We start from the raw sequence: 24,769 nt of genomic DNA, 5'->3' as shown, positions 1-24,769 counted from the left end.
CTGTTCGTTGCGGTGCCGGAACTGTGCGGTCTACTGCGGTCCCGGCCGCAGCGTCACGGTGAACGCCGCCCCGCCCTCCGCCGCCGGACCCGCCGCGATCGTCCCGCCCATCCGCGTCACCAGCCCGTGCACCAGCGCGAGCCCCACACCGGTCCCGACCGGCCGCGACTCCTGGTACCGCGCGTGCAGCACCCCGCGGTCGAACGCCACGGGGTAGTCCTCGGGGGCCAGACCCGGGCCGCCGTCCCGCACCTCCAGCACGGTGGACAGGGCGAGCACGACCGGGCGGCCCGCGGGCGTGACGCGCAGGGCGTTCTCCAGCAGGCCGTCGATCACCTGGCGCAGGCGGCGCGCGTCCGCCCACACCACCGGTGACGACGAGACTTCCAGCACGAAGCGCACTCCTCGGGCGTGGCAGCGGGCGTGCCAGACCTCGGCGGCCGAGCGGACCACCGGTTCCAGGGAGATCGCGGCCATGTCCAGGCGGAAGTCGTCGGCGCCCAGGCGGGCCAGGTCGAGGAGGTCGGTGACCAGGCGGTCGAGGCGGCGGGACTCCTCCAGGATCACTCTGCCCACGGGGGCGACCTGGTCGCCGGAGACCACGCCGTCCGCCAGGGATTCGGCGAAGCCGGTGACCGCGGTGAGGGGTGTGCGCAGCTCGTGGGAGACGGAGAGCAGGAAGTCGCGCTGGCGGGACTCGCTGCGCTGCAACGCGTCCGCCAGGGAGTTCATCGCCTGGCTGACCTCGGCCAGTTCGTGTGTGCCGGCGACGGGGACCCTCAGGTCTCGGCGGCCCGCGCTCATCGAGTGGGCGACCGAGGCGACTCGGCGCAGCGGGCGGGCCAGGAAGGAACCCAGGGCCAGGCCCGCCAGGCACGCCACGGCCAGGCCCGCCCCTAGGGCGCCGAGGATGTTGCGCACCAGCTTGCGGTAGGTGCCGCTGGTCTCGGTCTCCTGGACCAGGGCGAAGCCGCCCGCCCCCGACGGACGGGCTTCCACGTTCAGGCGGCCGCTCACCCCGGACACGGCGGAACCCGACAGCACCTTCCGGTAGTCGACGGAGCGCACCGCGCGGACGGCGGCCCGGTCGGCGCCGGTGACGTCGCCGGACGCGGTGATCCGGACGATCGCGATGTCCTGGCCCTCCAGGATCTGCTCGACGCGGTTGTTCGAGATCTGGCCCGCCACCACGTCGGCCTGGGAGCGCAGGAACTCCCGGCTCACCTGTTGCGAGGTCGAGAGCACCAGGCGGGCCGAGACGAAGCCCGCCACGGCCACGGCCACGAACGCGACTCCGAGGCACAGCAACGCTATTCTGCCCGCGAGGTTCACGACGCGTCCGCCGAGTAGCCGACGCCGCGCACCGTCCGAATGGGACTGAGAGCACCGAACTTGGCGCGTAGCTGAGCCACGTGGACGTCGACTGTTCGTGTGCCGGCCATGGACGAGTAGCCCCACACGGCCGAGAGGAGTTGCTCGCGCGAGAACACCTGGCGCGGGTTCTTCATCAGGTAGGAAAGCAGTCCGAACTCCGTCGTGGTCAACGAGACTTCCGCGTCACCGGCGAACGCCCGCCGTTCGCCGATGTCGAGCCGCACGGAGCCCACCTGCAGAACGTCGGACACGGTGCCGGACGAACGACGCAGCACCGTCCGCACGCGCAGAGCCAGCTCGCGCGGGCTGAAGGGCTTCGTGATGTAGTCGTCGGCGCCCAGTTCCAGCCCGAGCAAGCGGTCCACCTCGTCGTCCCGGGCCGTCACGAACAGCACCGGCGTCCAGTCACCGGCCGCGCGCATGGCCCGGCAGACCTCGATGCCGTTCAGCACGGGCAGGCCGACGTCCAGCACCACCGCCACGGGCGAGAGCGAGCGGACCGCGGCCAGTGCCGCGTCCCCCGAGGACTCCAGGTGCACGCCGAAGCCGTCGCGCCGCAGGTACAGCGCCACCAGTTCGGCGATCGCCGGTTCGTCCTCCACGACGAGCACCAGGCCACGTTCCACGCGTTCACCCCGGCTGGTTGATGTCCGACTCGATGCTGTTCAGCGTTGATTCCACATCATCGAGGTCCGGCGCCGGCTCCTCACCCCGGCACGCCGTCAGGGCGAACAGCAGGACGGCCGCGGCGAGCCACCTCACTTCGACCCGCAGTGCTCGGACTTGAACTTGGCGACGCGCTCGCCGGCCTTCGCCAGCTTCACGAGCTGCGCGTCCCGCAGCTTCAGGCGTGCGTCGAGCACGTCCGCGCGCGCCGTGTTGCCGGCCTTGCGGGCGTCCGCGGCCTTCTGCTCAATCCACTTCTTCGAGCCGAGCGTCTCCGGGCCGCCGTTGATCTTGTCGGTCAGCGCCTTGACCTTGGCCTCGACGCGCGGGACGCGGTTCGAGCAGATCTGCTGCACCTTCTCCGGGCTGATCGTGATCGGTTCCTGCGCCGACGCGGTCCCCGCGCCCAGCAGCAGCATTCCCGCCACGAGCCCACCGATTCGCGAAATGTTCATGGCACAGAACGATGACCGGCCATGGTCAGAACCAGGTCCGCCGAATGTTCGGGTTCTGCAAAGATCAACGCAGGGCTATCCCGCGCACGGCCGCCGCCTGCGCCATCGGGCGCATCCGGTCCCAGACCCGCTCCGACTTCAGCTCCTCCGCCGCGCGCACCGCCCGCATCCCCACGGCCTGGCCCTCGTCGAAGTCGCCGTCGAGGAAGTGGCACGTGGCCAGCGAGATCAGGCAGAACGTCCGGCTGCGCGCCATCGCCGGCTCGAAGTCCTCGATCGCCGTCCGCAACGCCGGTATCGCGGCGCCGGTGTCACCGAGCTCGGTGTGGACCGTGCCGATCATCGCCGTCAGGTCGGTCTCGTCGTGGAACCGCGCCCAGTCGGGCACGTGCGTCAGGTCCGCGGACGCGAACGAGTCCTGCGCCTTGCCCAAGGCTCGCAACGCCTCGGCGGCACGGGCCTGGTGCGCGTACGCCCACGCCTCGTTGGCGTACATGATGCTCGCCGCCAACGGCGCGAAAGCGCCCCTCTGGAAGTACGCCAGCGCATCGCCCGGCGCACCGTGATGCAGATGCACGCGCCCACGCCGATAAACGATGTTGGTGATCAGGTCCTCGTCGTGCCGGGCGAAGTCCAGCGCGCGGTCGAAGTGGTGGTACGCGGCCCCGACCTGACCGCTGTCGAACGACGTCCACCCCGCCAGGTTGTGCAGGTCCGCGACAGCGGACAACAGGCGCGCCCGCACCCCTTCCGAGGCTTCGGCGGCCAGCAGCTGCTGAGCCCAGTAGATCCGCACCACGACCGCGTCGCGGCACGCTCCTCCGCCGTACTGGTAGTCCACCGCGCGCAGTGACCGGGTCTGCGCCTCCAGCTGTTCCACATCGCTCACACCGATGCGGCTGGAGTGCGGGGGAGGGAAGTACGCAGGATCCGCCATGAAGCACACCTCCTGCGCCGCCTTGTGAACCCGAGCGTAGGGCGCCCGGGTCCGGGTGAGAAGAGGCCCGGTGTCGCTTGGAATTGTCCGAAAGTAGCGATTAAGCAGGTATTAATGCGGGTAGGCAGGACGAAGTTCGCGGAGCACGCTTTGCTCATGAGGCGACGCGCGCACCTGCGGCTGGTGACCTCCTCCGAGGTCGAGGACACGACGTTGACAGCGGTCCTCCGGGCTGAGGACCTGGCTGAGCGGCTGGGGCTCGATCCCTGCTCACGGGTGACGTGCGCGTTGCATCGTTGCTGGCTGCACCAGTGTGTCGACTCGTTCGAAGCCGCAGCGGACCGCCAGGTCCTCCGGGCCTACCGCACGAGCGTCGCGGCAACGTACGCCCACTAAGACGGATAGTAGAACGGCCCCGCAGAACGACCCGGAAGCGTTAAGCCTGACGGGTGAAGACGGCGGTCTCCGGAAGATAGCTCGGCGGCCGGCGGCTGTCCGCCGGCACGTCGAGCAGTGCCCAGATGACATGCCGGCCACCCCCGGCAGGCGTCTCGCCCATCGTGAAGTTGCAGACGGCGATGGACGCGACGTTGTGCCGCATGGTGTGCCACTGCTTGAGGTCGAAGCGTGCGGTCGTGCGCACGGCGACGGACAACTTGTTGCCACGCATGCGCAGTAGCAGCGAGAGAGGGCTGTCGTCCTCGATGTGCGACACCAGCTCGACGGCCACCTGCGGCGCGACGTCCAGCATCGACTGGACGCCCCACCGCTCGCAGGCGCGTTCGGTGATCCGCTCGGCCACGTGGGGCAGGCAGCGGCACGTCGGCAGCGGCGCGTCCACCCGGTCCTCGTGCTTGAGCCGCACCACCGCGGCCACCGCGGCCGTGGTCGTCGAGTACAGGGGGATGTGCCGGGGCAGTCCGCGCGACTCCAGCGTGGAACGCAGCTGGTGGTCGCTGACGACGATGCTCATGGAGATGCCCGGCCAGCGCGCCGCGGACAGCCACACGACGTCGAACAGCACGAGCAGTGCGGGAGATTCGGTGACGAGCTCGTCCAGCTCCACCACGACGCCGAAGAGCTCCTTGGTCGCGTGGTCGAGCAGCACGTCCTGCGCGCGCATGTACGTCGCCCAGTCGAGCCGTCCGCTGAACCGGACGACGAGCACGCCGTTCTGCTCCCGGACGTCGACCTCGAGGCTGCTACCGGCCATGATCTCGTCCCCTCCCGCGGCCACGTCCTCGCCAAGCCTCCAAGACTGACGAGCTCGCCGCATGCGCCCTAGGGGGTAACTACCCGTGTTTCACCGTTGGTGCCTCCGGGGGACCGCATTGCAGCGGGAGATCGAGCAGACCTAGGGTGCCGCTGTGGGCGGTTCGCTGTACCCAGGGCGCAAAGGCAATTTGCCTGCTGACACAACTACTTTCGTCGGCCGCAAGCACGACGTCGCCGAAGTGAGGAGGCTGCTGTCCGAGTCGCGCCTCGTCACTCTCACGGGTGTCGGTGGCGTCGGCAAGACGCGGCTGGCGTTGCGCGCTGCCGCCGAAACCAGCAGAGCGTTCCGCGACGGCGTGTGGTTCGTCGACCTGGGCGGTGTCACCGACCCGGAACTGGTGGTGCACACGGTCCTGGAGCAGCTGGGCGTCCACGACGACACCGTCCGCAGGCATCGCACCGTCCTGGTGGAACACCTGCGCGACCGGCAGCTGCTGATGGTCCTGGACAACTGCGAGCACGTCATCGGACCGACCGCCGATCTCGTGGACGTGCTGCTGCGCGGAGTCCCCGGCCTGCGCGTACTCGTCACCAGCCGCGAACGGCTGGGCATCGACGGCGAACACCTCTGGCAGGTGACGCCCCTGTCGCAGGACCCGGCGCTGGCGCTGTTCGCCGAACGGGCCGCCGCCGTCGACCCCGGATTCGTCCTCGACGCGTGCAACCACGAGAAGGTCAGCCAGATCTGCACGCTGCTCGGCGGGATCCCCCTCGCCATCGAACTGGCCGCGGTGCGTCTGCGCGTGCTGGGTCTTGACCACTTGTCGTCCAGATTGGACAACACCTTCCGGGTGCTCGCGGACGCCAAGCGCGGCGGCGATCCGCGCCACCAGACGCTGCACGCCGCGGTGGACTGGAGCTTCCACCTGTGCACGCGGTCCGAGCAGATCCTGTGGGCGCGGGCGTCGGTGTTCACCGGCACGTTCGACCTGGAGGCCGCGGAACGGGTCTGCTCCGGCGACAGCGTCGCGCCAGAGGAGGTCATGCACTCCCTGATGGGCCTGGTCGACAAGTCGGTCGTGGTGGCCGAGCAGCACCCGTCCGGCACGCGCTTCCGGCTGCTGGAGCCGTTGCGCCAGTACGGCCTGGACGAGCTGCGGGGCGCCGGTCGTGAACAGGTGATGCGCGAACGGCACCGCGACCACTACATCGAATGGGCGGAGCGCCGCGAGAAGGAGTGGTTCGGCCCCGCGCAGCCGCAGATCTTCGCGCTCACCCGGCTGGAGCAGGGGAACCTGCGGTCGGCCCTGGACTTCTGCTTCGACCACGGCGGCGACCACTGCGTGCACCTGGCCAGCACGCTGTGGTTCTACTGGGCGGGCTGCGGCATGCTCGGGGAGGGCCGCCACTGGCTCGACCGCGCCGTCGCGAGCGCGAAACCGGGCCCCTTGCGGGCCAAGGCGCTGTGGGTCAACGGGTACGTGGCGACGCTGCAGGGCGACCTGCCCGCGTCGACGCGGATGCTGGACGAGTGCCGCGAGTACGCCCTCCAGTCCGGCGACGGCGCCGCGCTCGCCTACGCCACGCACCGCCTCGCCTGCACGCACCTGGTCGCCGACGACCTCGACCTCGCGGACAGCGGGTTCCACGAGGCCATGCGCCTGTACCGGAACCAGGGCACGGTCAACAGCCACACCATGCTCGCCGGCATCGAACTCGCGATCGCGGCGACCTTCCGGCACGACTTCGCGTCCGCCGAACGGCTCTGCGTCGAGGCCAAGGCGGTCGGCGAGGAGCACGGCGAACTGTGGGCGCAGGCCTACGCGATCTGGGTGCTGGCGTTGTGCGCGTGGGTCAGCGGCGACCTGGTCCGCGCCGACCTGCTCGGCCGCGAGTGCCTGCGGATCAAGAGCTCGTTCCACGACCTGCTGGGCATCGTGCTCGCGCTCGAGGTGCTGGCCTGGATCTCCGCCTCGCAGGGCAACGCGGTGCGCGCGGCCACGCTGCTGGGCGCCACCAGCGAGATCTGGCAGTCGGTGGGCTATCCCATGTTCGGCTCGCGGCACTTCGGCGCGCCGCACGGCGAGTGCGAGTCCGCGGCGGTCTCCGCGCTCGGCGAGCAGGAGTTCCGGGCGGTGTTCCGCAAGGGCATGGACCTCGAGCTGGAGGAGGCCATCGCGTACGCGATCGGCGAGGAACAGGCCGAGGCCCCGGTGCCGGTCCTGGCCCTCACCCCGCTGACCCGGCGCGAGCAGCAGGTCGCCGACCTCATCGCCGGCGGCATGTCGAACAAGGAGATCGCGGCCAGGCTGGTGATCGCGCGGCGGACGGCGGAGGGGCACGTGGAGCGGATCCTGCAGAAGCTCGGCTTCACCTCACGCGCGCAGATCGCGACCTGGGTCACCGAACGCCGTGTCTAGTGGTGTGGCTAGTCGACGCAGGGGATGCCGTCGCCGGGTGGCGGCGGGGGCGGGGCCGTGGCCAGTTCGGTCACCTTCGCCCGCACCTTGGCCTGGTCCACCTTGTTGACGTCGAGCCCGCCCAGGTGTGCGCCGCCCTCGATCGGCAGCGTGTCGAACCGCACCTCGGTGGGGATGTCGCGGGCGAACTCGGCCAGGTCGAAGCCCGCGTCCAGCACGACGTCCTGCTTGGCCATGTCGATCATCGCCTGCACCGCGCCCACGTCCGCGCCCTTGAGGCGCTTGGTCACGGCGGACAGGAACGCCTGCTGCCGCCGGGTCCGGCCGATGTCACCGTCGGGCAGGCCGTGCCGCTGCCGCACGAACGACAACGCCTGGCCCGCGTCGAGGTGCTGCGGTCCTGCCGGGAAGTCCGCGCCGGACAACGGGTCCTTCGTCGCGTTGCGCAGGCACACGTCCACGCCGCCGAGCCCTTCGGCGATGTGGAAGAACCCGATCAGTGAGATCTCCACGAGGTGGTCGATCGGCTGGTTGAGGAACGACGACACGGTCCGCACCTGGGCCCTGCGCCCGGCCTCCCGCCCGGCGCGTTCCAGCTCGCGCCTGTCGTGCGTCCCGGCGGCGCGCAGCCTGTCCTCCTCGGCGACCTTGGCCCGCCCGTAGGCCTCCTTGATCTTGCCCTCGCCGCCCGAGGACAGCGGGACGAGGTTGTCGCGGGGCACGGACATCGCCACGGCCGGTCCGGAAACCGGGATGTGCAACAGGATCAGCGTGTTCGCGTTGTACCCGCCGCGGTCGCTCTCGCCCGCCTGCATGCGCCGCAGCACGTCGTCGGGAAGCGGTTCGCCGTGCAGGTCCAGCCTGGTCGTCAGACCCATGATCAGGATGTTGCGGCCGGACTCCGAACGCGGCGCGTCGGCGGGGATCGCGTAGGACCGCTCGACCCCCGTCGAGATGGTCGACACGGTGGTCCACGCGAACGCCGAGGCGGCGAGGACCGCCGCGCTCAGGGCCGCCCACGCGAGGCGCGTGAGGACGCGGAAGACCGTGCGGTGATAGCCGCCACCTGGTTGCATGAAAAGGACACCCCCTGAACTATTCTAGGTGGTCATGGGGGTTCAACTGCCCACTCTCGCCGCGCTCGCGATGCTGGCGGTGTTCACGCAGACGGGGGTCTGGGCGGACGGGGGCGACCTCGGCTGGGTCTTCGGCGTGTGGCTCGTGGGGGGCACGCTCGTGGTCTCGGCTCTGGTCCGCCGAGTGGGTTTGTGGACGGTGGCACCGGCGCCACCTCTCGTGTTCGTCGTCGTCGCGGTGGGCAACGCGGCCTGGGAACGGCAGTCGAAGAGGCTCGCGCCGTGGGGGAGCAGCAAGGAGTTGGCAGCTGACGCGGTCCCGTTGCTGGTGAACGGGTTTCCGTGGATGGCGTCGGCGGTCGGTGCGGCACTGGTGGTCGCGGTCGTCCGCATCATCACCTGGGGGAAGAGGAAATGCAGGTCTTCGTCGATCGAAACGGCGGTAGACGGGTAGCGGCGAGGTTCGTCAGCTGGACCGTCGCGAGTGGACTGATCGTGTTCGCCGCCGTGGTGGGCGGCACGCTGCTGGGAGCGTGGTGAAGCGCACACCCCGGTTGCACTGGATCTCCATCCTGCTGGGGCTGCTCGTGCTGATGTGCGTGGTGTCGTTCCACGCCTACGCGGCGATCAGGCCCGAGCCCGTGCCGGTCGCGGGCGGGCACCGGGAGCTGCCGGACGGCGCGTTCGCGCTGGCGTTCCACGGCGGCCCTGACCCGAAGTGGACGCCGCGGACCCTGGAGAGGCTGGACGCCGCGGGCATCAAGGCGACCTTCTTCGTCACCGGTGCCCAGGTCACCCGGCATCCGGACGTCGCGCGCCGGATCGTCGCCGAGGGGCACCGGATCGGCATCGACGGCTTCCGCGCCGAGGGCGACCTCGCCACCGGGCTGAACCTCGCCCTCGCGCAGGCCGCGCTCGCCGACGCGCTGGGCGTCCACACGCGACTGGTGGGCGCTCCGGCCGAGATCGACAGCGGCGACCGCGAGCACCAGGACATCGGCACGCTGGTGCGGATGTCGTTGCGGGAGCGGGGAGGAGGCGTCGTCCGGCTGCACGACAACGGCAGCATCGGCGGCGACATAGCCCGGGAACTGGCGAAACAGCCCGGCCACCGGTTCGTGTTCGTCAGCGACGAACCGCCGGTCGAGGCCTCCGCGCGGGAACGGTTCACCGGCGCGGTCACCACGTGGTCGCAGCGCAACGGCGGCATCGTGCTCGTGGTGTTCGGCACGGCCATCGCGATCGCCGCCCTGCTCGGCCTGCTGCGCACCCTGATGCAGCTGGGCCTCGCCCACACCGACCGCCGGCTGCGGCGCGAGAACGAGCCGCCGCCGTGGTTCGCGCCGCCGGTCTCGGTGGTCGTCCCCGCGTACAACGAGGCGCTGAACATCGCCGCCACGGTCAGGTCCATCGCCGGGAACGACCACGTGGCCGACGTCGAGGTCATCGTCGTGGACGACGGCTCGACCGACGGCACCGCGGACATCGCCGAGCAGCTGGACCTGCCCGGTGTCACCGTGATCCGGCAGACCAACCAGGGCAAGCCGGCGGCGCTGAACGCGGGCGTGCGCGAGGCGTCGCACGACGTGCTGGTGCTGGTGGACGGCGACACGATCTTCGAGCCGGACACGATCGGCCAGCTCGTGCAGCCGTTCGCGGACAACGGGGTCGGCGCGGTCTCCGGCAACGCCAAGGTCGGCAACCGGCAGGGCCTGCTCGGGCGCTGGCAGCACCTGGAGTACTGCGCGGGCTCCAACCTGGACCGGCAGATCCTGCACGCGCTGCGCTGCATCCCGACGGTGCCGGGCGCGGTCGGGGCGTTCCGCAGGGCCGCGCTCACCGACGTCGGCGGCGTCAGCGCCGACACGCTGGCCGAGGACACCGACCTCACGATGGCCGTCACGCGCGCGGGCTGGCGGGTCGCCTACCGGCCGGAGGCCAAGGCGTGGACGGAGGCGCCGGCCAGCCTCCACGGCCTGTTCCTGCAGCGGTATCGCTGGTCGTACGGCACTTTTCAGGCGATGTGGAAGCACCGCGGCGCGTTGGTGGAGAACGGGCCGATGGGCCGGTTCGGACTCCTTTACCTGCTGGCGTTCCACCTGCTGCTGCCGCTGCTCGCGCCGGTGATGGACCTCTTGGTGCTGTACGGGTTCCTCGTCGCGGACGCGCCGCTCGGGTTGATCGTGTGGGCGGTGTTCCTGCTGATCCAGACCGCGAGCGCGGGGTACGCGCTGCGGCTCGACGGCGAGTCGCTCAGGCCGCTGTGGGCCTATCCGTTGCAGCAGCTGGTCTACCGGCAGCTGATGTACGTCGTGGTCATCCAGTCGTTGATCACGGCGTTGCACGGCACGCAGCTGCGGTGGATGTCGGTGCGGCGCACGGGTCGGCTGGCGGACGCGCCCGGCGGTAGGGTGCGCGTCACCTGAGCCTCGGGAGGGCCGTTGGGTCGCACGCCTTTGGACGCGCCGGAGCGTCAGCGGGAGGTCTTCGCCGCCGTGCTCGACGTGCTGGCCGAGGTGGGCTACGCGCGGTTCAACATGGACCTCGTCGCCGGCCGTGCGCGCGCCAGCAAGGCGAGTCTCTACCAGCGCTGGCCGTCCAAGGCGCGGCTGATCACCGACGCCCTGAAGGCGAACCTGCCCGAGCTGCCCCAGCCGGACGAGGGCACGTTCGCCGAGGACGTCCGCCAGATCCTGCTGGCGTGGGGCGAGCCGATGCCGTTCGACACCGCCGGGATCTTCCTGGGGCTGCTCGAAGGCAGCCGCCAGGACGCGGACCTCGCGTGCCTGCGCGAGGAGCACATCGACCGCGCCTACACGGAGCACCTGCGGGTCGCCGTGGACCGGGCGAAGGCGCGCGGCGAACTGCCGGAGCGCCTCGACGCGGACTTCCTCATCACCGCTCTGATCTCGACCTTCGTGCTCAGGTCCGAGGAGCGGGGTGTGATCGAGGGGATCGTCGACGGCCTGTTGAGACCCCTCATCGGGACCTTTAGGGCCAAATAACTCGTCAGGGAGTAGTTTCTTCGCTACGTTCGGTCATGGAATCAAAAGAACAGTTCTGTTCTGTTGAGGGGACTCCCGTGACTGAAGCCGCTGTCTGCCCGGTCCACCACGAACGCGACCACCCGCTCCACCCTCCGATCGGCTTCGCCGAGGCCGTCAGCGACGGGCCGGTCAGGATGGTCTGGCCCAACGGCGTCGAGGCCTGGATGGTGTCCAGCTACGCCGGTGTCCGGCAGGTGCTCTCCGACCCGCGGTTCAGCACCCGCAAGGGCGGCCAGCCGGAGATGCGCACCGACAACGGCGAGGAGGTGCTCGACCCCGACCAGCCGGGCAACATCAACGGCATCGACGGCGCCGAGCACATGCGGTTGCGCCGTCCTCTCTCGCGCGGCTTCATGGTCAAGCGCATGAACGAACTGCGTCCGCGCATCCAGCAGATCGTCGACGAGCACCTCGACGTGATGGAGGCCAAGGGCGCTCCCGCGGACCTGGTCGCCTCGCTGTGCCTGCCGCTGCCGTCGCTGGTGATCGCCGAGCTGCTGGGCGTGCCGCCGGAGCACCAGGAGCTGTTCCAGGCCACGGCCGGCGACCTGTTCGGCAAGAACGGCTCGAAGGACGAGTACCTCGCGCACGCGACCAAGCTCGCGGAGGTGCTCACGCCGATCGTCGAGGCGAAACGGGCCGCGGGCACGAACGACGACATGATCGGCCTGATGGCCAACGACACCGACTTCAGCATGGAAGAGCTGATCTTCCTCTGCATCGGGCTGCTCGCCGCCGGGCACGAGACCACGTCGAACTTCCTGGGCCTCTTCACGTTGCACCTGTTCGAGAAGCCCGACCAGCTGGAGGTCCTGCGGCGCGACCCGAGCCGCGCGGACGTGGTGGTCGAGGAGCTGATGCGGTACACGGTCGGCCAGCTCGGCGGCCCGGGACTCACCCGCAGGGCGACCGAGGACGTCGAGGTCGACGGTGTGCTGATCAAGGCGGGGGACTGGGTGAGCGTGTCGCTCATGGCGAACCTCGACGAGGCGCTCTGCCCGCGTGCGGAGCAGCTGGACCTGGAACGCGACGCCGTGTCGCACCTGGGCTTCGGGTTCGGCCCGCACCAGTGCCTCGGCGCGAACCTGGCCCGAGCGGAGCTGCAGATCGGCCTGCGGACGCTCTTCGAGCGGTTCCCGAACCTGCGCCCCGCCGTGCCCGTCACGGAGATGAGGTACCGCAACGACATGATCACCTACGGCGCCGCCGAGATCCCGGTGGTGTGGTGACATGACGGTCCGGATAGACCAGACGAGGTGCATCGGATCGGGCCAGTGCGTGCTCGCCGCACCGGACGTGTTCGACCAGTCCGACGACGACGGGCTCGGCGTCGTGCTGGTCGCCGAACCCCCGGCCGACCTGCTGCCGGGCGTTCGTGACGCGGTGGACAGGTGTCCCGCTCAGGTGGTCACCCTGGAAGAGTGACCCGACTCGGCCGAACCGGTGAGGAGTCGTCACGGGGAATGGATTCAGTTCCCGTGCGGTGACACCTCGTTGGCCCCTTTCCGTTCACCACCACCGTCCGAAATCGTAGGCGCGACCACCACGGCGTTGTGGCGGTCGCGCCGGCGTGCCCCGGGAGAGCCGAAAGGCCCTGTCCCGGCCAGGCCTGACAGCGGGATGGTGTCGGCGGCACGGGTGAGTACCGACGGTGTGCAGCGGGTATCCCTCGCGGGGTGCGCGTGCGCACGTCAGGAGGGCCGACCTATGTTCAACGGCGATGCGTTTTCCGGTCGTGTGGACAAGACCGACGTGCGGCATGTCGAGACCCTGACGAGTGCTTTGCGGGCGCTCGACCACGAGTACGGCGGCGGTGCCTGCCGCGACGCCTGCGTCGCGCTGCTGAACTGGGCGAACCCGCTGATCGACACCAGCTCGTCCGGACAGGTGCTGCACCGGCTCCAGGTCGCCATCGCGGACCTGCACAACCTGGCCGGCTGGGCGTCGTTCGACATGGGCCTGCTCGAGTCGGCGCACCTGCACTTCGGCCGCGCGATGGGCCTTGCGCGCGCGTCGGGCAACAGCGCGCTGGAAGCGAACATCCACTACCGGATGGGGCGCGTGCACCTGCACTACGAGCTGCCGGAAGACGCCTTGTCGTCGTTCCAGCGGGGTCTGCCCATCGCGCAGGCCAGCGGGTCGACCCTGGCCGTGTCGATCCTGCACGCCAACGAGGCGTGGGCGTTCGCGAAGATGGGCGCGGAAAGGCAGGCGCTGCGCCAGTTCGCGCGCGCCGAGGACGAGTTCCACCGGTCCGAGACCGAGGACGCGCCGCCGTGGGCGCGGTTCTTCGACCTGGCCGACCTGGTGTCGATCGGCGGCATGGTGCACACCGAGCTCGCGCGCACCTGCGACGTGAAGTACGCCCGGTCGGCGATCCCGCTGCTCACCAGGGCGATCTCCTCGGACGGAGCGGAGGCGTCGCGCAGCCAGTCGTTCCGGCTGGCCGCGCTCGCGATGAACTACCTCGTGCAGAACGACGCCGAACAGGCACGGGAGATCGGGGAACAGGCGATCGCGCTGTCCGGTCCCATCCGCTCGGCCCGCACGCGGGACCGCATGAGGCCGTTGAAGGTGGAGGCGGAACGGTTGCGGGGCAACGAGGCCGCGGACGACCTGGCGTCGCGCCTGGGGAAGTTCATGACGGCGTCGCGCGGCGCGGCCTGAGCCGGAGGCGGCACCGGGGCCCGAGGAGAGGTTTGGGCTTCGGGCCCCGGTGACACCGTCTGAAGAGGAGCGGCGCCCCGCTGGGGGGCCAAGACGCCGCTCCAGCCTGGTGTGCCTCAGCAGCGGATGTCGGAGCGGACTTCGGCCTGGCCGGAAGTCACCACTCCCGATGACAACGCCGCGGCGGCGACGGAGGTTGTCGTGCTCATGGGCGAGAAGCATCACGTGACCCGCTGACATTTCGCTGACACCTAGGGTTACCGGCTGGTTAGGATCGGCTCATGCAACGGCGGTGGGGGTTCAGGGTTCTCGGATCGTTGCAGGTCATCGACTCAGGCCGGGTCGTGGAGCTGCGCTCGGCCAAGCAGCGTGTCCTGCTCGCCGCACTGCTGATGAAGGCGAACGCGCCGGTGTCGTCCTACGAGCTGATGGAGCACCTCTGGGGCGAAGAGCCGTCCGGTTCGGCGCGCGCGACCTTGCAGACGTACGTCATGCGGTTGAGGCAGTCGCTGGACGACCTGGCCGACCGCAAGCTCGTCCGCACGTGGCCCACCGGCTACTCGATCCACGTCGAGGACGACCAGCTGGACCTGCTGACGTTCCAGCGGCTGCGCGCCGAGGCCCGCCGCGCGCCCGACCTGGAGACCGAGGCCCGCCTGCTCGGTGAGGCCGCGGCGCTGTGGCGCGGCCCGGCCCTGGACCAGGTGTCGTCGCTGCGGATGGAACAGACCGACGTGCAGCGGCTCAACGAACAGCGCTGGGAGGTGCTGGAACGCCGCAACGACGCCGAGCTGCAGCTGGGCCGGCACGACCAGATCGTCGACGAGCTGCGGTCGCTCGTCGCGGAACACCCGCTGCGCGAACGCTTCTGGTACCAGCTGATGCTCGCCCTGCACCGCACCGGCCAGCAGGCGCAGGCGCTGGACGTCTACCGGCGGGCCAGCGACGTGCTCGCCGACGAGCTCGGCATCGACCCGAACGCCGAGCTGCGCGCGCTGCACATGGAGGTGCTGGCGGGTTCCTCCGCGCCGGTCGCCGTCCAGTCCGGACCCTCGTGGCTGCCGCCCGCGGTCGGCGACTTCTCCGGGCGGTCCGGCGAGGTGGCCCGCCTGACGGCCGGGCTGCGCGCCGGCGGGACGTGGACGATCACCGGCCCCGGTGGCGTCGGCAAGACCTCGCTGGCCGTGCACTGCGCCCACGCCGTCCGCGACACGTTCCCGGACGGGCAGCTGTACCTCAACCTGCGCGGCGGCGAGCAGAAGCCCGTCGAGCCGGCCGCGGCGCTGGACCGGTTGCTGCGCGGACTCGGTGTCTCCGGCGGCGCGATCCCGTCCTCCGTGGAGGACCGGGTCGACCTGTACCGGGACCTGTTGTCGGACCGGCGGATCCTCGTCGTGCTGGACAACGCGGTGAACGAGGCCCAGGTGCGTCCGCTGCTGCCGGGGACCACCTCCGGTGCCGCGCTGGTGACCTCCCGCGCCGCGCTGGCCGGCCTGGAGGCCGCACACGTCGTGCCGCTGGACGTACTGCCCTCCACCGATGCGCTGGCGTTGCTGCGGGCCGCCGTCGGCGAGGCCCGGTGCGCCGCCGAACCCGGTGCGGCGCAGGAGATCGTGGACTACTGCGGCAAGCTGCCGCTCGCGTTGCGGGTGGCCGCGGCCAGGCTGGTGGCCCGCCCGCACTGGCAGCTCGCGAAGCTCGCCGGCCGGTTGTCCGACGAACGCCGCCGGTTCGACGAGCTGTCGCTGGGCGATCTGGACGTGCGCGCCTCGCTCGCTTTGTCCTACGACGGTCTGGGCGAGTCGCACCAGACCGCGTTCCGCCTGCTGTCGCTGCTCGACACACCGGACTTCCCCGCCTGGGTGGCGTCGCCGTTGCTGGGGCTGGACCTCGACGACGCGGAGGACCACGTCGAGGCGCTGGTCGACGCCCGGCTGGTCGACTACGCGGGACGCGATGTGCTGGGGCAGGTGCGTTACCGGCTGCACGACCTGTTGCGCGCCTACGGCCGCGAGGCCGCTTCCGAGGACCCGGCCGTCGCGCTCCAGGCGTTGTTCGAGCAGTGGCTCGACCTCGCGATGCGGGCCGACGTGGAGCTGCCGCACCAGGGCGTCCGGCTCGAACCCCTTGCGCTGGAACGGTTCGACCTCGGCGACCCGGCCGACTGGTTCGACGCGGAGTGGCTGAACATCCACGCCGTGATCACCCAGGCAGCGGCGCTGGGCCTCGGGTCGCTGGCCGCCGAGCTGGCGATCCGGTCGGCCGCTTTCTGCGACCTGCGGGCCCGGTTCGACGACTGGGAGCAGATCAACGCGCTGGGACTCTCGTGCGCACCTCCCGCACGCCGCCCGATGTTGTTCCAGCAGCGCGGGATCCTGCGGGCCCGGCTGCACGACTACGCCTCGGCCTCCGCCGACTTCCAGGCCGCGCAGGAAGGCTTCGCCGCCGCCGGTGACGTGTGGGGCGAGGCCTACGCCTGGTACGGCATGGGGTGGATGCACGAGTGGAGCGGGCGGTCCGCGGAGGCCCGCGAGGCCCATCGCGAGGCCATGACCCGGTTCGTCGTCTCCAGCAACCCGCACGGCGAGATCGAGGTCCTGTGTTCGCTGGGCGCCATCGAGCGCCGGGCCGGTGGGCTGGCCGCCGCCCAGGAGTACCTCGAACGCGCCCGCCGCGTCGCGGGGCAGCTGGGGGACGAGCAGAGCGAACTGATGGCGACCCTGGAACTGGGGCGGCTGCACCAGTTCACGGGCGAGCTGGCCGAGTCCGCCGCGTTCCTGCGGTCCTCGCTGGCCGCCGCGCAGAAGCTCGGCGATCCGGATCTCGCGGCCAACATCCGGTTGTTCCTGGCGGACACGCTGGTGCGGTCGGGCCAGAACTCCCTGGCCGAGGAGCAGCTGCGGCAGGCCTGGGAGTTCTTCGAGGAGCACGACGACCGGCAGGGCCGCATCTGGGTGTGGCGCCTGAGGTCCGGGCTGGCCTCGTCCGCCGAGGAGGCGCTGAGCCTGGCCTCGCTGGCCGTGGAGCAGGCCAGGAAGATGGGCTCTCCGCCGGAGCTCGGGCGGTCGTTGAGGGTGATGGGCAACGCCCTGGAGCGGTCCGGCCGGGGCGACGAGGCCCGGGACTACTGGCAGCTGGCCGAGGAGACGCTGACGGCCGCGGGGTTCCAGGCGGAGGTCGACGAACTCCGCCTCGCGACGTCCTAGCCCCGGTTCTGGCTCAGGACCGCGACCCCGTGCGGGCGTTGGCGCCAGGCGACGGGCACGGGTGTCGCCTGGCGGGTCAGCAACGCGCGGCGGATCAGCTGATCGTGATCGCGCCCGCCGGGCAGAGGTTCGCCGCTTCCTCCGCGGTGGCCTCGTGCCCGGCGTCCGGGTGTTCCTGCAGGAGGACGACCGTGCCGTCCTCGTCGTTCTGGTCGAACAGGTCCGGGTCGGTCAGAACGCACATTCCCGAACCGCAGCACTTCGTCTGGTCGACGGAAATCTTCATGCCGACCACGCTACTGGCAGCGAGTGGACCCCGTAGATCCCCATGTCGGTGCGCAGCGGCACCTCCTCGGGGTCGACGTCGAGGCGGAGGTCCGGGAACTCCTGGAACAGCTTGGAGAACCCGATCCTCATCTCGATGCGGGCCAGCTGCTGGCCCAGGCACTGGTGGATGCCGTGCCCGAACGCCACGTGCCCGCTGGCCGGGCGGCGCAGGTCCAGCTCGTCGGGGTTGCCGGGGAACTTCTCCGGGTCGCGGTTCGCCGCCGGCACGTGCATCAGCACGGTGTCGCCGGCCCTGATGAGGTGGCCCTCGATCTCCACGTCCTCGGTGGCGGTGCGCACCGGTCCGAAGTGGATGATCGACAGGTACCGCATCAGCTCCTCGACGGCGTTGTCGACGACCTCCGGTTCGTCGCGCAGGACCTTGAGCTGGTCCGGGTGCTGCAGCAGCGTGAACGTGCCGAGTCCCAGCATGTTCGCCGTGGTCTCGTGGCCCGCCAGCAGGAGCAGCAGCGCCATGTTCGACGCTTCCTCGTCGGTCGGTTCCCCGGTGGCGAGCAGGTCGCTGATCATGTCGTCGCCCGGGGCCGCCTTCTTGCGGACGATCAGCTCGCGCATGAACTCCTGGATGCGCTTCATGGCCGCCATGGCCTCGTCGAACGTCGAGTCCAGGCTCAGCAGCTTCGTCGTGTCGTCCTGGAACCGGTGCCTCTCGTCGTAGTCGACGCCGAGGAGCGCGCAGATCACCAGTGACGGCACGGGAAGCGCGAACTCCTTCACGAGGTCCGCCTTGCCGCCCAGCGACCGCAGGTGCTCGAGCTGGTCGTCGACGATCGTGCCGATCCACTCGGACAGCTGGTTCATCCGCCGGACCGTGAACTGGCCCTGCAGCATCTTGCGCAGCCGGGTGTGGTCCGGCGGGTCCTGGCTCAGGAACATGCCGGGCTCGACCTTGCGCCTCTCCGGCGGCGCCTCCCCCTGGAACCTGACGTCCAGCATGTGGTGCTTGCCGGGGTCGTTCGTGAACTTCGGACTTCCCAGGATCTCGCGGACCTGGTGATGACCGGTGACGAGCCAGCCGAGGTGACCGTCGGCGAACTTCAGCCTGCTGATGCGGGCCTGCTCGCGGATCCGGGTCACCTCGGCGGGCGGGTCGAACGGGTTCTGGCGCGTGATCGGCAGTTCGTCGGCGATCAGTTCGGTCATCTCGCACACCTCCCAGTGCTCGGCAGAAGACCTATTTCGAAGCTACAGAAGTTTCATTACTTCGTGAAGCTGATTCGAGGGCCACGGACCGCCATGAACGGAAATCTGTCCGCATCTGCCGGTCGTGGGTCGCGACGGCCACGGCGGCCCTGGTCTGGTGCAGGGCCTCGGTCAGCTCGTCGACCAGGGCGATCGACAGGTGGTTGGTCGGTTCGTCGAGCAGCAGGACGTGGGGCGAGCCGCTCAGCAGGATCGCCAGCTCCAGGCGCCTGCGTTGCCCAGTGGACAGGCGGCGGACCGGCCGCACCAGGTCTTCTCCTCTGAGCAGACCGATGTCCTCCACACGCGAACAGAGCTGCACCGCGGTGGCGTCCTCGTTCTCGAACGCGGACTCCTGGGCCAGCAGGGCGACCCGGCCGACGTGGTGCACGGTGCCGCGGGCAGGTGCGACGCGGCCGGCGAGCACGCCGAGCAACGTCGACTTGCCCGCCCCGTTCGGGCCGGTGATCAACAGTTTCTCGCCCGCGCTGAGCGAGATCGGCTCGGTGAGGCGCAGCCGTCCTGGCACTTCGAGCGGGGTGGCGTGCAGCAGGTCGCCGCTCGCCTCCAGCTCGGGCGGCGTGAACCGCAGCGGGGGCGGGGGAGCGCCGACGCGCTGGTCGCCGAGCTCTTCGAGCCTGCGGGCGACGTTGCGCATCTTGTTCGCCGCACGGGTCGTGCGCTGGTGCCTGCCCGTGCCCTTCGGAGGGCGCCAGCCGTCCCTCAGGCCGGACTGGGCGCGCTCGACCTTCTCGGTCAGGTCGTCGTGCTCGGCCTCCTCCTGGGCGAACCGCTGCTCCCACCGTTGCCTCTCGGCGCGTTTGGCCTCCTTGAACGCCCGGTAGCCGCCGCCGTGCAGGTGCACCTCGCCGTCCGGCGCGGGATCGAGGTCGAGCAACTGGGTGCAGACCTCGTCCAGCAACGTGCGGTCGTGGCTCACGAGCACCACGACGCCGTGGTGGTGCTGCAGGCGTTCGGTCAGGAAGGCCAGGGCACCCGCGTCGAGGTGGTTGGTCGGTTCGTCCAACAGCAGGACGTCGGAGCGTTCGGCCAGCAGGCACGCGAGCCGGACCCGGTAGCGCTGCCCCACGCTGAGCCGGGCGAGCGGCGTCGCTCGGTCGTGGTCGGCGTCGAGGGCCTTCAGCGCGATCTCGGCGCGGCGCTCGGCGTCCCAGGCCTCGACGTCCTCGGCGTGGGCCAGTGCCTTCTCGTAGCGCTGCTCGTCGAACGGCGCCGCCGCACGGTCCAGTTCGGACAGTGCCTCGCGGCTTTCGCGCAGAGCCTCGGACAGCAGGTCCCCCACCGTTTCGCCCTCGTGGAAGGGCATTTCCTGTCGTACGAGGCTCAACGAACCGTGGCGGGTGACGGTTCCCTGGTCCGGCGCCAGGTCTTCGGCGAGCAGGCGGAGCAGCGTGGTCTTGCCGCGGCCGTTCTCGCCGATGACGCCGAGGCGCTGGCCGGCGGAGACCTTCAGGGAGATGCCGTCGACGACGGGCCCGGCCTCATAGCCCTTGGTGAGATCTTGGGTCGTCAAATGAACATGCGAACGCACGGGGATCCTCTTCTGGGTACGCGAAATCAGGACGTGTTGCGCGGTGGCACACGTCCGTGATCAGAGGTAGAAGACCCCGTACCCGAATCCCATGAAACCCACGGTACTTACGGCCGCAACGCTTTTTCCACGGCCGCCTTGAGGTCTCGGACGCTCTCCTCGGTGCCCGGTGTCGGTCCGACCGTGCTGCCGGCGCCGACGAGCCGGTAGAAGAGCAGGCCCTCCAGGAACGCCGTGAGGTGCGCGCCCGCCCGTTCCGGGTCCTCGTGGCCGAGCATCTTCGCGATCGCGGTGGCCTGCTCGCGCGGCGAGTGCGCCATGATCGACTTCAGCTCGGGGTGGTGCGTGGCCTCCAGCATCGCCGCGTACCTCGCGAGCGTCCTGTTCCGCTCGACGAGCCAGCTGTCGATCGTCCTCGCGATGCTGCCCGCGACGTCGTCCGGATCGGGCGCGATGTCCTGCTGCTCCTGGTTCGCGAGGCGCGCGACGAACCCCTCGACCAACGCCTTGCGCGTGCGGAAGTACGCGCTGGTGGAGCCCTCCGGCAGGCCCGCGCGGCGGTCGACCGCGCGGTGGGTGAGCCCGCGCATGCCCTGCTCGGCGACGAGGTCGATCGCGGCGTCCGCGATGAGGTCTCTGCGCATTGTGCTTCCCATCTCTCTACAGCTGTAGTCTACGGCTGTAGAGTCTTCTACATCTGTAGAGGAGGACGCCGTGAAGGCGATCGTGGTGGGTGGCGGCATCGGTGGGCTGGCGACGGCGGTGTCGTTGCGACGCGTGGGCTGGGAGGTCGTGGTCCACGAACGCGCGGCGGCCTTCGGGGAGATCGGCGCGGGCGTGGGCGTGATGCCGAACGCGCTGCGGGCGCTGGAGTGGATGGGCCTCACCGACGAGGTGCGCCGGCTGGGCACGCCCCGCGTGTCCGGTGGGGTCAGGGCGTCCGACGGGCGCTGGCTGGTGCACCTGACCGACGTCGCCGGGCAGAACGTCATCGCGATCCACCGAGCCGATCTGCACGGCGTGCTGCTGCGCGCGTTGCCGCCCGAGATCCTCTTCAACAACGTCGAGGTGACCGGCGTTGACGAGCTGGACGCGGATCTCGTGGTGGCGGCGGACGGCATCAACAGCCGCCTTCGCGCGGAACTGCTGCCCGACGCGCCGGGACCGGTGTACGCGGGGGCCACGGCGTGGCGAGGGGTGGCGCCGGGGCCCTGCGAGCTGCCGCTCTCGCAGACACTCGGTCCCGGCTGCGAGGCGGGCGTCCTGCCTCTCGGAGACGGCCGGGTCTGCTGGTACGTCGCGGCCGTCGCGCCGGCCTCGGCCGACCTGGACCCGGTGGCGCTGTTCGCCGACTGGCACGACCCGGTGCCGGAACTGCTGGCGTCCACCCCGGACGTGATCCGGCACGACATCTACGAACTGCCGTTGCTACCCACGTTCGTGGGCGGCCGGGTGGCACTTCTGGGCGACGCCGCGCACGCGATGACGCCGTACCTCGGTCAGGGGGCGTGCATGGCGCTGGAAGACGCGGTGACGCTGGCCTCGGTCAACGGGGATCTCGCGCGTTACGACGCATTGCGGCGGCCGCGGGCCCAATCGGTGTGGAAAGCCTCGCGGATGGCGGGGAAGTTCGGCATCGAAGTCCGCTCACCTGTGGCGTTGGCGCTGCGGAACCTCGCTTTCCGGGCGGTCCCGCCTTCCTTGGCGATACGCGGGATGACGCGCTTCTCGTCGTGGGAGGTACCCGCCGAAGTTCACTCGAACGGGTCGAATCCGGTGGTGAACTGAATCACCGGTCAATGTTTGGTGTCGGCGCGATAACGGTCCAGAACCACCCTTTGTCGCGCCCTTTGTCACCCGGTTGTAGGATCAAGTACTTGCTGAGCGTGTCGGACGCGGTCCAGTGATCCAGATGGCGTAGCGCGACAGGCGGTTCCTACTCCACGAAAGCGCAACTACGGTGCCTCGCCATGACCCCCGTCCCGACTGACGTGATGCCCCGTTCCCTCACGGCGCTTCCCTCGGCGCAGGTCGAGAACACCGGCGAGATCGACATCGCCGAGGCTGAGGACTTCGTCCGGCAGCACCACACCGAGAACCCGGACCTCGGTCCCGTCGAGGCCAGGCTGGCCGAAGTGCACGCGGAGATCGCCGCGACCGGTACCTACCGCCACACCACCGCCGAACTGACCTTCGGTGCCAGGGTGGCCTGGCGCAACAGTTCCCGCTGCATCGGACGCCTCTACTGGCGGAGCTTGAAAGTGCGCGACCAGCGGGAGCTGTCCGCTCCCGCCGAAGTGGCCGAACAGTGCGTCGAGCACCTCCGCGTCGCCACCAACAAGGGCAAGATCCGGCCCGTCATCACGATCTTCGCCCCCGCAGAGCCGGGCATGGACGCGCCGCGGATCGTCAACGAGCAGATCATCCGCTACGCCGCCTACCGCGGCTCCGACGGCGGAGTGCTCGGCGACGCGCGCAACCTCGCCCTCACCGACCTCGCGTTGAAGCGAGGCTGGCAGCCGCCGTCCACACGTGGCCCGTTCGACGTGCTGCCGCTCATGGTGTCCTGCAAGGGCCAGGAACCCGCGCTCGTCGAGATCCCCGCCGACGACGTGCTGGAAGTCCCGTTGTCCCACCCGGACTTCCCGTGGCTGAAGGCGCTCGGCGTGAAGTGGCACGCCGTCCCCGCCATCAGCAACATGCGCCTGCGCATCGGCGGGATCGACTACCCGTCCGCGCCGTTCAACGGCTGGTACATGGGCACCGAGATCGGCGCCCGCAACCTGGCCGACCACGACCGCTACGACCTGCTGCCGTACCTCGCCAAGCGAATGGGCCTGGACATGTCGTCGGAGGCGACGTTGTGGCGCGACCGAGCTCTGGTGGAGCTCAACCGCGCCGTCCTGCACTCGTTCGCGGAGGCCGGGGTCACGATCACGGACCACCACACGGAGTCGCAGAGGTTCCTGACGCACCTGGAGAAGGAGGAGGCCGCCGGACGCACCTGCCCCGCGGACTGGTCCTGGATCGTGCCACCCGTGTCGGGCGGGCTGACACCGGTCTACCACCGCTACTACGACACGGAGGAGCTGCTGCCGAACTTCTTCCCCTCGGCCGAGCCCTCCGGATGTCCTGTGTCCCACTGATCCGCGGTGCTCGCCCCGGCCGCGGCGGCGGCCGGGTCCGCCGGTCCGGTGTGCTCTGGCAACTGTGATGCGGCCCAGGTCACCTTTGATCGCGTAACGTGCGTACGGTGAGAGTGGGAACCCCCGCAGAGTCGCGGCCCGCCGAGCGCCGAGTCGCCTGCGTACCGGAAACGGTGTCGTCGCTGGTCGACGCTGGACTGACCGTGCACGTACAGGAAGGCGCCGGGCGTCACGCCCACGCCCTCGACGCCGCGTACCGCGCGGCAGGGGCCGTGGTGGCGCTCGAGGACCCGACGCCGGAGTCCGACGTCGTCGTGTCCGTGCAGCCGTTGACCACCGCCCAGGCCTCCGCGTTGAAACCGGGCGCCATCACCATCAGCTTCCTGCAGCCCCAAGGCGAGCGGGAACTTCTCGACGTCTATGCGCGGCGGAACGTCACGTCGTTCAGCTTCGACCTGCTGCCCCGCGTGACCCGTGCCCAGAGCGCGGACGCCCTGTCCTCCCAGGCGCTGGTCGCCGGCTACCGTGCCGTCCTGGTCGCCGCCGAACGACTACCGCGCTTCCTGCCCATGTTCACCACCGCCGCCGGCACCGTGCCGCCGGCGAAGGTGCTGGTGCTCGGCGCCGGCGTGGCGGGCCTGCAGGCCATCGCCACCGCACGCAGGCTGGGCGCCGTCGTCGAGGCGTACGACGTGCGCAAGGCCGCGGGCGAGGAGGTCCGCAGCCTCGGCGCGAAGTTCATCGAGCTCGAACTCGAGACGCAGTCCGGCGTCTACGCCTCCGCGCAGTCCGAGGAGTTCCTGGAACGCCAGCGGGAACTCATCGGCGAGCACGTGGCGGCGTCAGACGTCGTGATCACCACGGCCGCCATCCCCGGCCGCAAGGCCCCGGTGCTCGTCACGACGGACATGCTCAAGGCCATGGCGCCCGGCTCCGTCGTGGTCGACCTGGCCGCGGAGTCCGGTGGCAACTACGCCGGTTCCGTCGCGGGCCAGGAGATCTGGGTCGGCGACGTGCTCGTGCACGGCGCGCTGAACCTGCCGTCGTCCATGCCGGTGCACGCCAGCAAGCTCTACTCGCGCAACGTGTTGAACCTGCTCAAGCTCATGATCGCGGACGGCTCGGTCGTGCCGGACCTCTCGGACGAGGTGCTCGACGGCTGCTGCCTCACCCACGACGGCCGGATCCGCAAGGAGTTGCCGTGATCGACCTGCTGACGATCTTCGTGCTGGCCGTGTTCGTGGGCTTCGAGGTGGTCTCGAAGGTGTCCACGATCCTGCACACGCCGCTGATGTCCGGTGCGAACGCCATCCACGGCGTGATCCTCGTCGGCGCGATCCTGATCACGGGGTCCGCCGAGAGCACCCTGGAACTGGTTCTGGGGCTGATCGCGGTCTTCCTGGCCACGGTCAACGTCGTCGGCGGGTTCGTGGTGACCGACCGGATGCTGGAGATGTTCAAGAGGTGACGGTCCAGCT

General features: G+C 70.2%; 24 protein-coding genes. 13 read left to right on the top strand and 11 right to left on the bottom strand.

The annotated features are described in order from the left end of the window. Nucleotides 1-30: 30 nt before the first annotated feature. The 5 genes from ORI60_RS36020 to ORI60_RS36000 form a co-directional block, all read right to left on the bottom strand. Nucleotides 31-1,332 carry a HAMP domain-containing sensor histidine kinase gene (locus ORI60_RS36020; RefSeq protein ID WP_266042484.1) on the bottom strand — a complete coding sequence of 434 codons (1,302 nt, stop codon included), beginning with the start codon at nucleotides 1,330-1,332 and terminating at the stop codon, nucleotides 31-33. Next, nucleotides 1,329-2,000, bottom strand: a complete 672-nt coding sequence (locus tag ORI60_RS36015) for a response regulator transcription factor (protein ID WP_266042483.1) — start codon at nucleotides 1,998-2,000, stop codon at nucleotides 1,329-1,331. Before ORI60_RS36015 ends, ORI60_RS36020 begins: the two co-directional genes overlap by 4 nt. A gap of 4 nt (nucleotides 2,001-2,004) precedes the next feature. Continuing rightward, on the bottom strand, nucleotides 2,005-2,136 hold the full coding sequence (locus ORI60_RS36010) for a hypothetical protein (protein WP_266042482.1): 132 nt from the start codon (nucleotides 2,134-2,136) through the stop codon (nucleotides 2,005-2,007). Beyond that, on the bottom strand, nucleotides 2,133-2,495 hold the full coding sequence (locus ORI60_RS36005; protein ID WP_266042481.1) for a hypothetical protein: 363 nt from the start codon (nucleotides 2,493-2,495) through the stop codon (nucleotides 2,133-2,135). The genes ORI60_RS36010 and ORI60_RS36005 overlap by 4 nt, the downstream gene beginning before the upstream one ends. Nucleotides 2,496-2,559: 64 nt before the next feature. Then, nucleotides 2,560-3,432 carry a hypothetical protein gene (locus ORI60_RS36000; protein WP_266042480.1) on the bottom strand — a complete coding sequence of 291 codons (873 nt, stop codon included), beginning with the start codon at nucleotides 3,430-3,432 and terminating at the stop codon, nucleotides 2,560-2,562. 156 nt (nucleotides 3,433-3,588) lie between these two features. Between ORI60_RS36000 and ORI60_RS35995 the strand changes: the two genes are divergently transcribed. Further along, complete coding sequence (locus tag ORI60_RS35995) at nucleotides 3,589-3,828, top strand: hypothetical protein (RefSeq protein WP_266042479.1); 240 nt, start codon at nucleotides 3,589-3,591, stop codon at nucleotides 3,826-3,828. Between the two features lie 40 nt (nucleotides 3,829-3,868). Here ORI60_RS35995 and ORI60_RS35990 read toward each other — a convergent pair whose 3' ends face one another. Further along, a complete protein-coding gene (locus ORI60_RS35990; protein ID WP_266042478.1) occupies nucleotides 3,869-4,645 on the bottom strand; it encodes a hypothetical protein in 777 nt (258 codons plus the stop codon). Nucleotides 4,646-4,886: 241 nt separating this feature from the next. Between ORI60_RS35990 and ORI60_RS35985 the strand changes: the two genes are divergently transcribed. Continuing rightward, a complete protein-coding gene (locus ORI60_RS35985) occupies nucleotides 4,887-7,067 on the top strand; it encodes an ATP-binding protein (protein WP_266042477.1) in 2,181 nt (726 codons plus the stop codon). 8 nt (nucleotides 7,068-7,075) lie between these two features. Here the strand turns inward: ORI60_RS35985 and ORI60_RS35980 are convergent, their stop codons facing one another. Then, a complete protein-coding gene (locus ORI60_RS35980) occupies nucleotides 7,076-8,143 on the bottom strand; it encodes an LCP family protein (RefSeq protein ID WP_266042476.1) in 1,068 nt (355 codons plus the stop codon). A 34-nt stretch (nucleotides 8,144-8,177) separates the two neighbouring features. Between ORI60_RS35980 and ORI60_RS35975 the strand changes: the two genes are divergently transcribed. The 7 genes from ORI60_RS35975 to ORI60_RS35945 all read left to right on the top strand — a co-directional run bounded on the left by ORI60_RS35975 (nucleotide 8,178) and on the right by ORI60_RS35945 (nucleotide 17,063). Beyond that, entirely contained in the window at nucleotides 8,178-8,597 is a 420-nt protein-coding gene (locus ORI60_RS35975; protein WP_266042475.1) for a DUF6542 domain-containing protein, read from the top strand. 82 nt (nucleotides 8,598-8,679) lie between these two features. After that, the gene (locus ORI60_RS35970) at nucleotides 8,680-10,569 is read left to right on the top strand and encodes a glycosyltransferase (RefSeq protein ID WP_266042474.1); all 1,890 of its coding nucleotides are present in this window, start codon (nucleotides 8,680-8,682) and stop codon (nucleotides 10,567-10,569) included. Nucleotides 10,570-10,584: 15 nt separating this feature from the next. After that, the gene (locus tag ORI60_RS35965) at nucleotides 10,585-11,148 is read left to right on the top strand and encodes a TetR/AcrR family transcriptional regulator (protein WP_266042473.1); all 564 of its coding nucleotides are present in this window, start codon (nucleotides 10,585-10,587) and stop codon (nucleotides 11,146-11,148) included. A gap of 77 nt (nucleotides 11,149-11,225) precedes the next feature. After that, on the top strand, nucleotides 11,226-12,419 hold the full coding sequence (locus ORI60_RS35960) for a cytochrome P450 (RefSeq protein ID WP_266042472.1): 1,194 nt from the start codon (nucleotides 11,226-11,228) through the stop codon (nucleotides 12,417-12,419). A 1-nt stretch (nucleotide 12,420) separates the two neighbouring features. Continuing rightward, on the top strand, nucleotides 12,421-12,615 hold the full coding sequence (locus tag ORI60_RS35955) for a ferredoxin (RefSeq protein WP_266042471.1): 195 nt from the start codon (nucleotides 12,421-12,423) through the stop codon (nucleotides 12,613-12,615). Between the two features lie 282 nt (nucleotides 12,616-12,897). Beyond that, on the top strand, nucleotides 12,898-13,857 hold the full coding sequence (locus tag ORI60_RS35950) for a transcriptional regulator (RefSeq protein ID WP_266042470.1): 960 nt from the start codon (nucleotides 12,898-12,900) through the stop codon (nucleotides 13,855-13,857). Between the two features lie 281 nt (nucleotides 13,858-14,138). Continuing rightward, entirely contained in the window at nucleotides 14,139-17,063 is a 2,925-nt protein-coding gene (locus ORI60_RS35945; protein WP_266042469.1) for an AfsR/SARP family transcriptional regulator, read from the top strand. A 94-nt stretch (nucleotides 17,064-17,157) separates the two neighbouring features. Here ORI60_RS35945 and ORI60_RS35940 read toward each other — a convergent pair whose 3' ends face one another. From ORI60_RS35940 to ORI60_RS35925, 4 genes are all read right to left on the bottom strand, one after another. Further along, entirely contained in the window at nucleotides 17,158-17,349 is a 192-nt protein-coding gene (locus ORI60_RS35940; RefSeq protein WP_266042468.1) for a ferredoxin, read from the bottom strand. Further along, nucleotides 17,346-18,554, bottom strand: a complete 1,209-nt coding sequence (locus tag ORI60_RS35935) for a cytochrome P450 (RefSeq protein ID WP_266042467.1) — start codon at nucleotides 18,552-18,554, stop codon at nucleotides 17,346-17,348. The genes ORI60_RS35940 and ORI60_RS35935 overlap by 4 nt, the downstream gene beginning before the upstream one ends. A 31-nt stretch (nucleotides 18,555-18,585) precedes the next feature. Then, nucleotides 18,586-20,127: an ABC-F family ATP-binding cassette domain-containing protein gene (locus ORI60_RS35930; protein WP_266042466.1), complete on the bottom strand. Its 1,542-nt coding sequence runs from the start codon at nucleotides 20,125-20,127 to the stop codon at nucleotides 18,586-18,588. A 125-nt stretch (nucleotides 20,128-20,252) separates the two neighbouring features. After that, complete coding sequence (locus ORI60_RS35925; protein WP_266042465.1) at nucleotides 20,253-20,789, bottom strand: TetR/AcrR family transcriptional regulator; 537 nt, start codon at nucleotides 20,787-20,789, stop codon at nucleotides 20,253-20,255. A gap of 70 nt (nucleotides 20,790-20,859) precedes the next feature. Between ORI60_RS35925 and ORI60_RS35920 the strand changes: the two genes are divergently transcribed. The 4 genes from ORI60_RS35920 to ORI60_RS35905 all read left to right on the top strand — a co-directional run bounded on the left by ORI60_RS35920 (nucleotide 20,860) and on the right by ORI60_RS35905 (nucleotide 24,759). Then, a complete protein-coding gene (locus ORI60_RS35920) occupies nucleotides 20,860-21,933 on the top strand; it encodes an FAD-dependent monooxygenase (protein WP_266042464.1) in 1,074 nt (357 codons plus the stop codon). Between the two features lie 182 nt (nucleotides 21,934-22,115). After that, entirely contained in the window at nucleotides 22,116-23,291 is a 1,176-nt protein-coding gene (locus ORI60_RS35915; protein WP_416234545.1) for a nitric oxide synthase oxygenase, read from the top strand. 107 nt (nucleotides 23,292-23,398) lie between these two features. Beyond that, complete coding sequence (locus tag ORI60_RS35910; protein ID WP_266042463.1) at nucleotides 23,399-24,496, top strand: NAD(P) transhydrogenase subunit alpha; 1,098 nt, start codon at nucleotides 23,399-23,401, stop codon at nucleotides 24,494-24,496. Beyond that, nucleotides 24,493-24,759: an NAD(P) transhydrogenase subunit alpha gene (locus ORI60_RS35905; protein ID WP_266042462.1), complete on the top strand. Its 267-nt coding sequence runs from the start codon at nucleotides 24,493-24,495 to the stop codon at nucleotides 24,757-24,759. Before ORI60_RS35910 ends, ORI60_RS35905 begins: the two co-directional genes overlap by 4 nt. Nucleotides 24,760-24,769 lie beyond the last annotated feature (10 nt).

Origin of the sequence: Lentzea sp. NEAU-D7 (assembly GCF_026242055.1) — a bacterium.
Taxonomy (GTDB): Bacteria; Actinomycetota; Actinomycetes; order Mycobacteriales; family Pseudonocardiaceae; genus Lentzea.
This window is presented reverse-complemented; position numbering and strand designations above follow the sequence as displayed.

Coding starts and splice junctions, on each gene's coding strand:
- ORI60_RS36005 (WP_266042481.1), bottom strand. CDS start 2,495: ATGAACATTTCGCGAATCGGTGGGCTCGTGGCGGGAATGCTGCTGCTG.
- ORI60_RS36000 (WP_266042480.1), bottom strand. CDS start 3,432: ATGGCGGATCCTGCGTACTTCCCTCCCCCGCACTCCAGCCGCATCGGT.
- ORI60_RS35995 (WP_266042479.1), top strand. CDS start 3,589: ATGAGGCGACGCGCGCACCTGCGGCTGGTGACCTCCTCCGAGGTCGAG.
- ORI60_RS35990 (WP_266042478.1), bottom strand. CDS start 4,645: ATGGCCGGTAGCAGCCTCGAGGTCGACGTCCGGGAGCAGAACGGCGTG.
- ORI60_RS35980 (WP_266042476.1), bottom strand. CDS start 8,143: ATGCAACCAGGTGGCGGCTATCACCGCACGGTCTTCCGCGTCCTCACG.
- ORI60_RS35975 (WP_266042475.1), top strand. CDS start 8,178: ATGGGGGTTCAACTGCCCACTCTCGCCGCGCTCGCGATGCTGGCGGTG.
- ORI60_RS35955 (WP_266042471.1), top strand. CDS start 12,421: ATGACGGTCCGGATAGACCAGACGAGGTGCATCGGATCGGGCCAGTGC.
- ORI60_RS35950 (WP_266042470.1), top strand. CDS start 12,898: ATGTTCAACGGCGATGCGTTTTCCGGTCGTGTGGACAAGACCGACGTG.
- ORI60_RS35945 (WP_266042469.1), top strand. CDS start 14,139: ATGCAACGGCGGTGGGGGTTCAGGGTTCTCGGATCGTTGCAGGTCATC.
- ORI60_RS35940 (WP_266042468.1), bottom strand. CDS start 17,349: ATGAAGATTTCCGTCGACCAGACGAAGTGCTGCGGTTCGGGAATGTGC.
- ORI60_RS35935 (WP_266042467.1), bottom strand. CDS start 18,554: ATGACCGAACTGATCGCCGACGAACTGCCGATCACGCGCCAGAACCCG.
- ORI60_RS35925 (WP_266042465.1), bottom strand. CDS start 20,789: ATGCGCAGAGACCTCATCGCGGACGCCGCGATCGACCTCGTCGCCGAG.
- ORI60_RS35915 (WP_416234545.1), top strand. CDS start 22,116: ATGACCCCCGTCCCGACTGACGTGATGCCCCGTTCCCTCACGGCGCTT.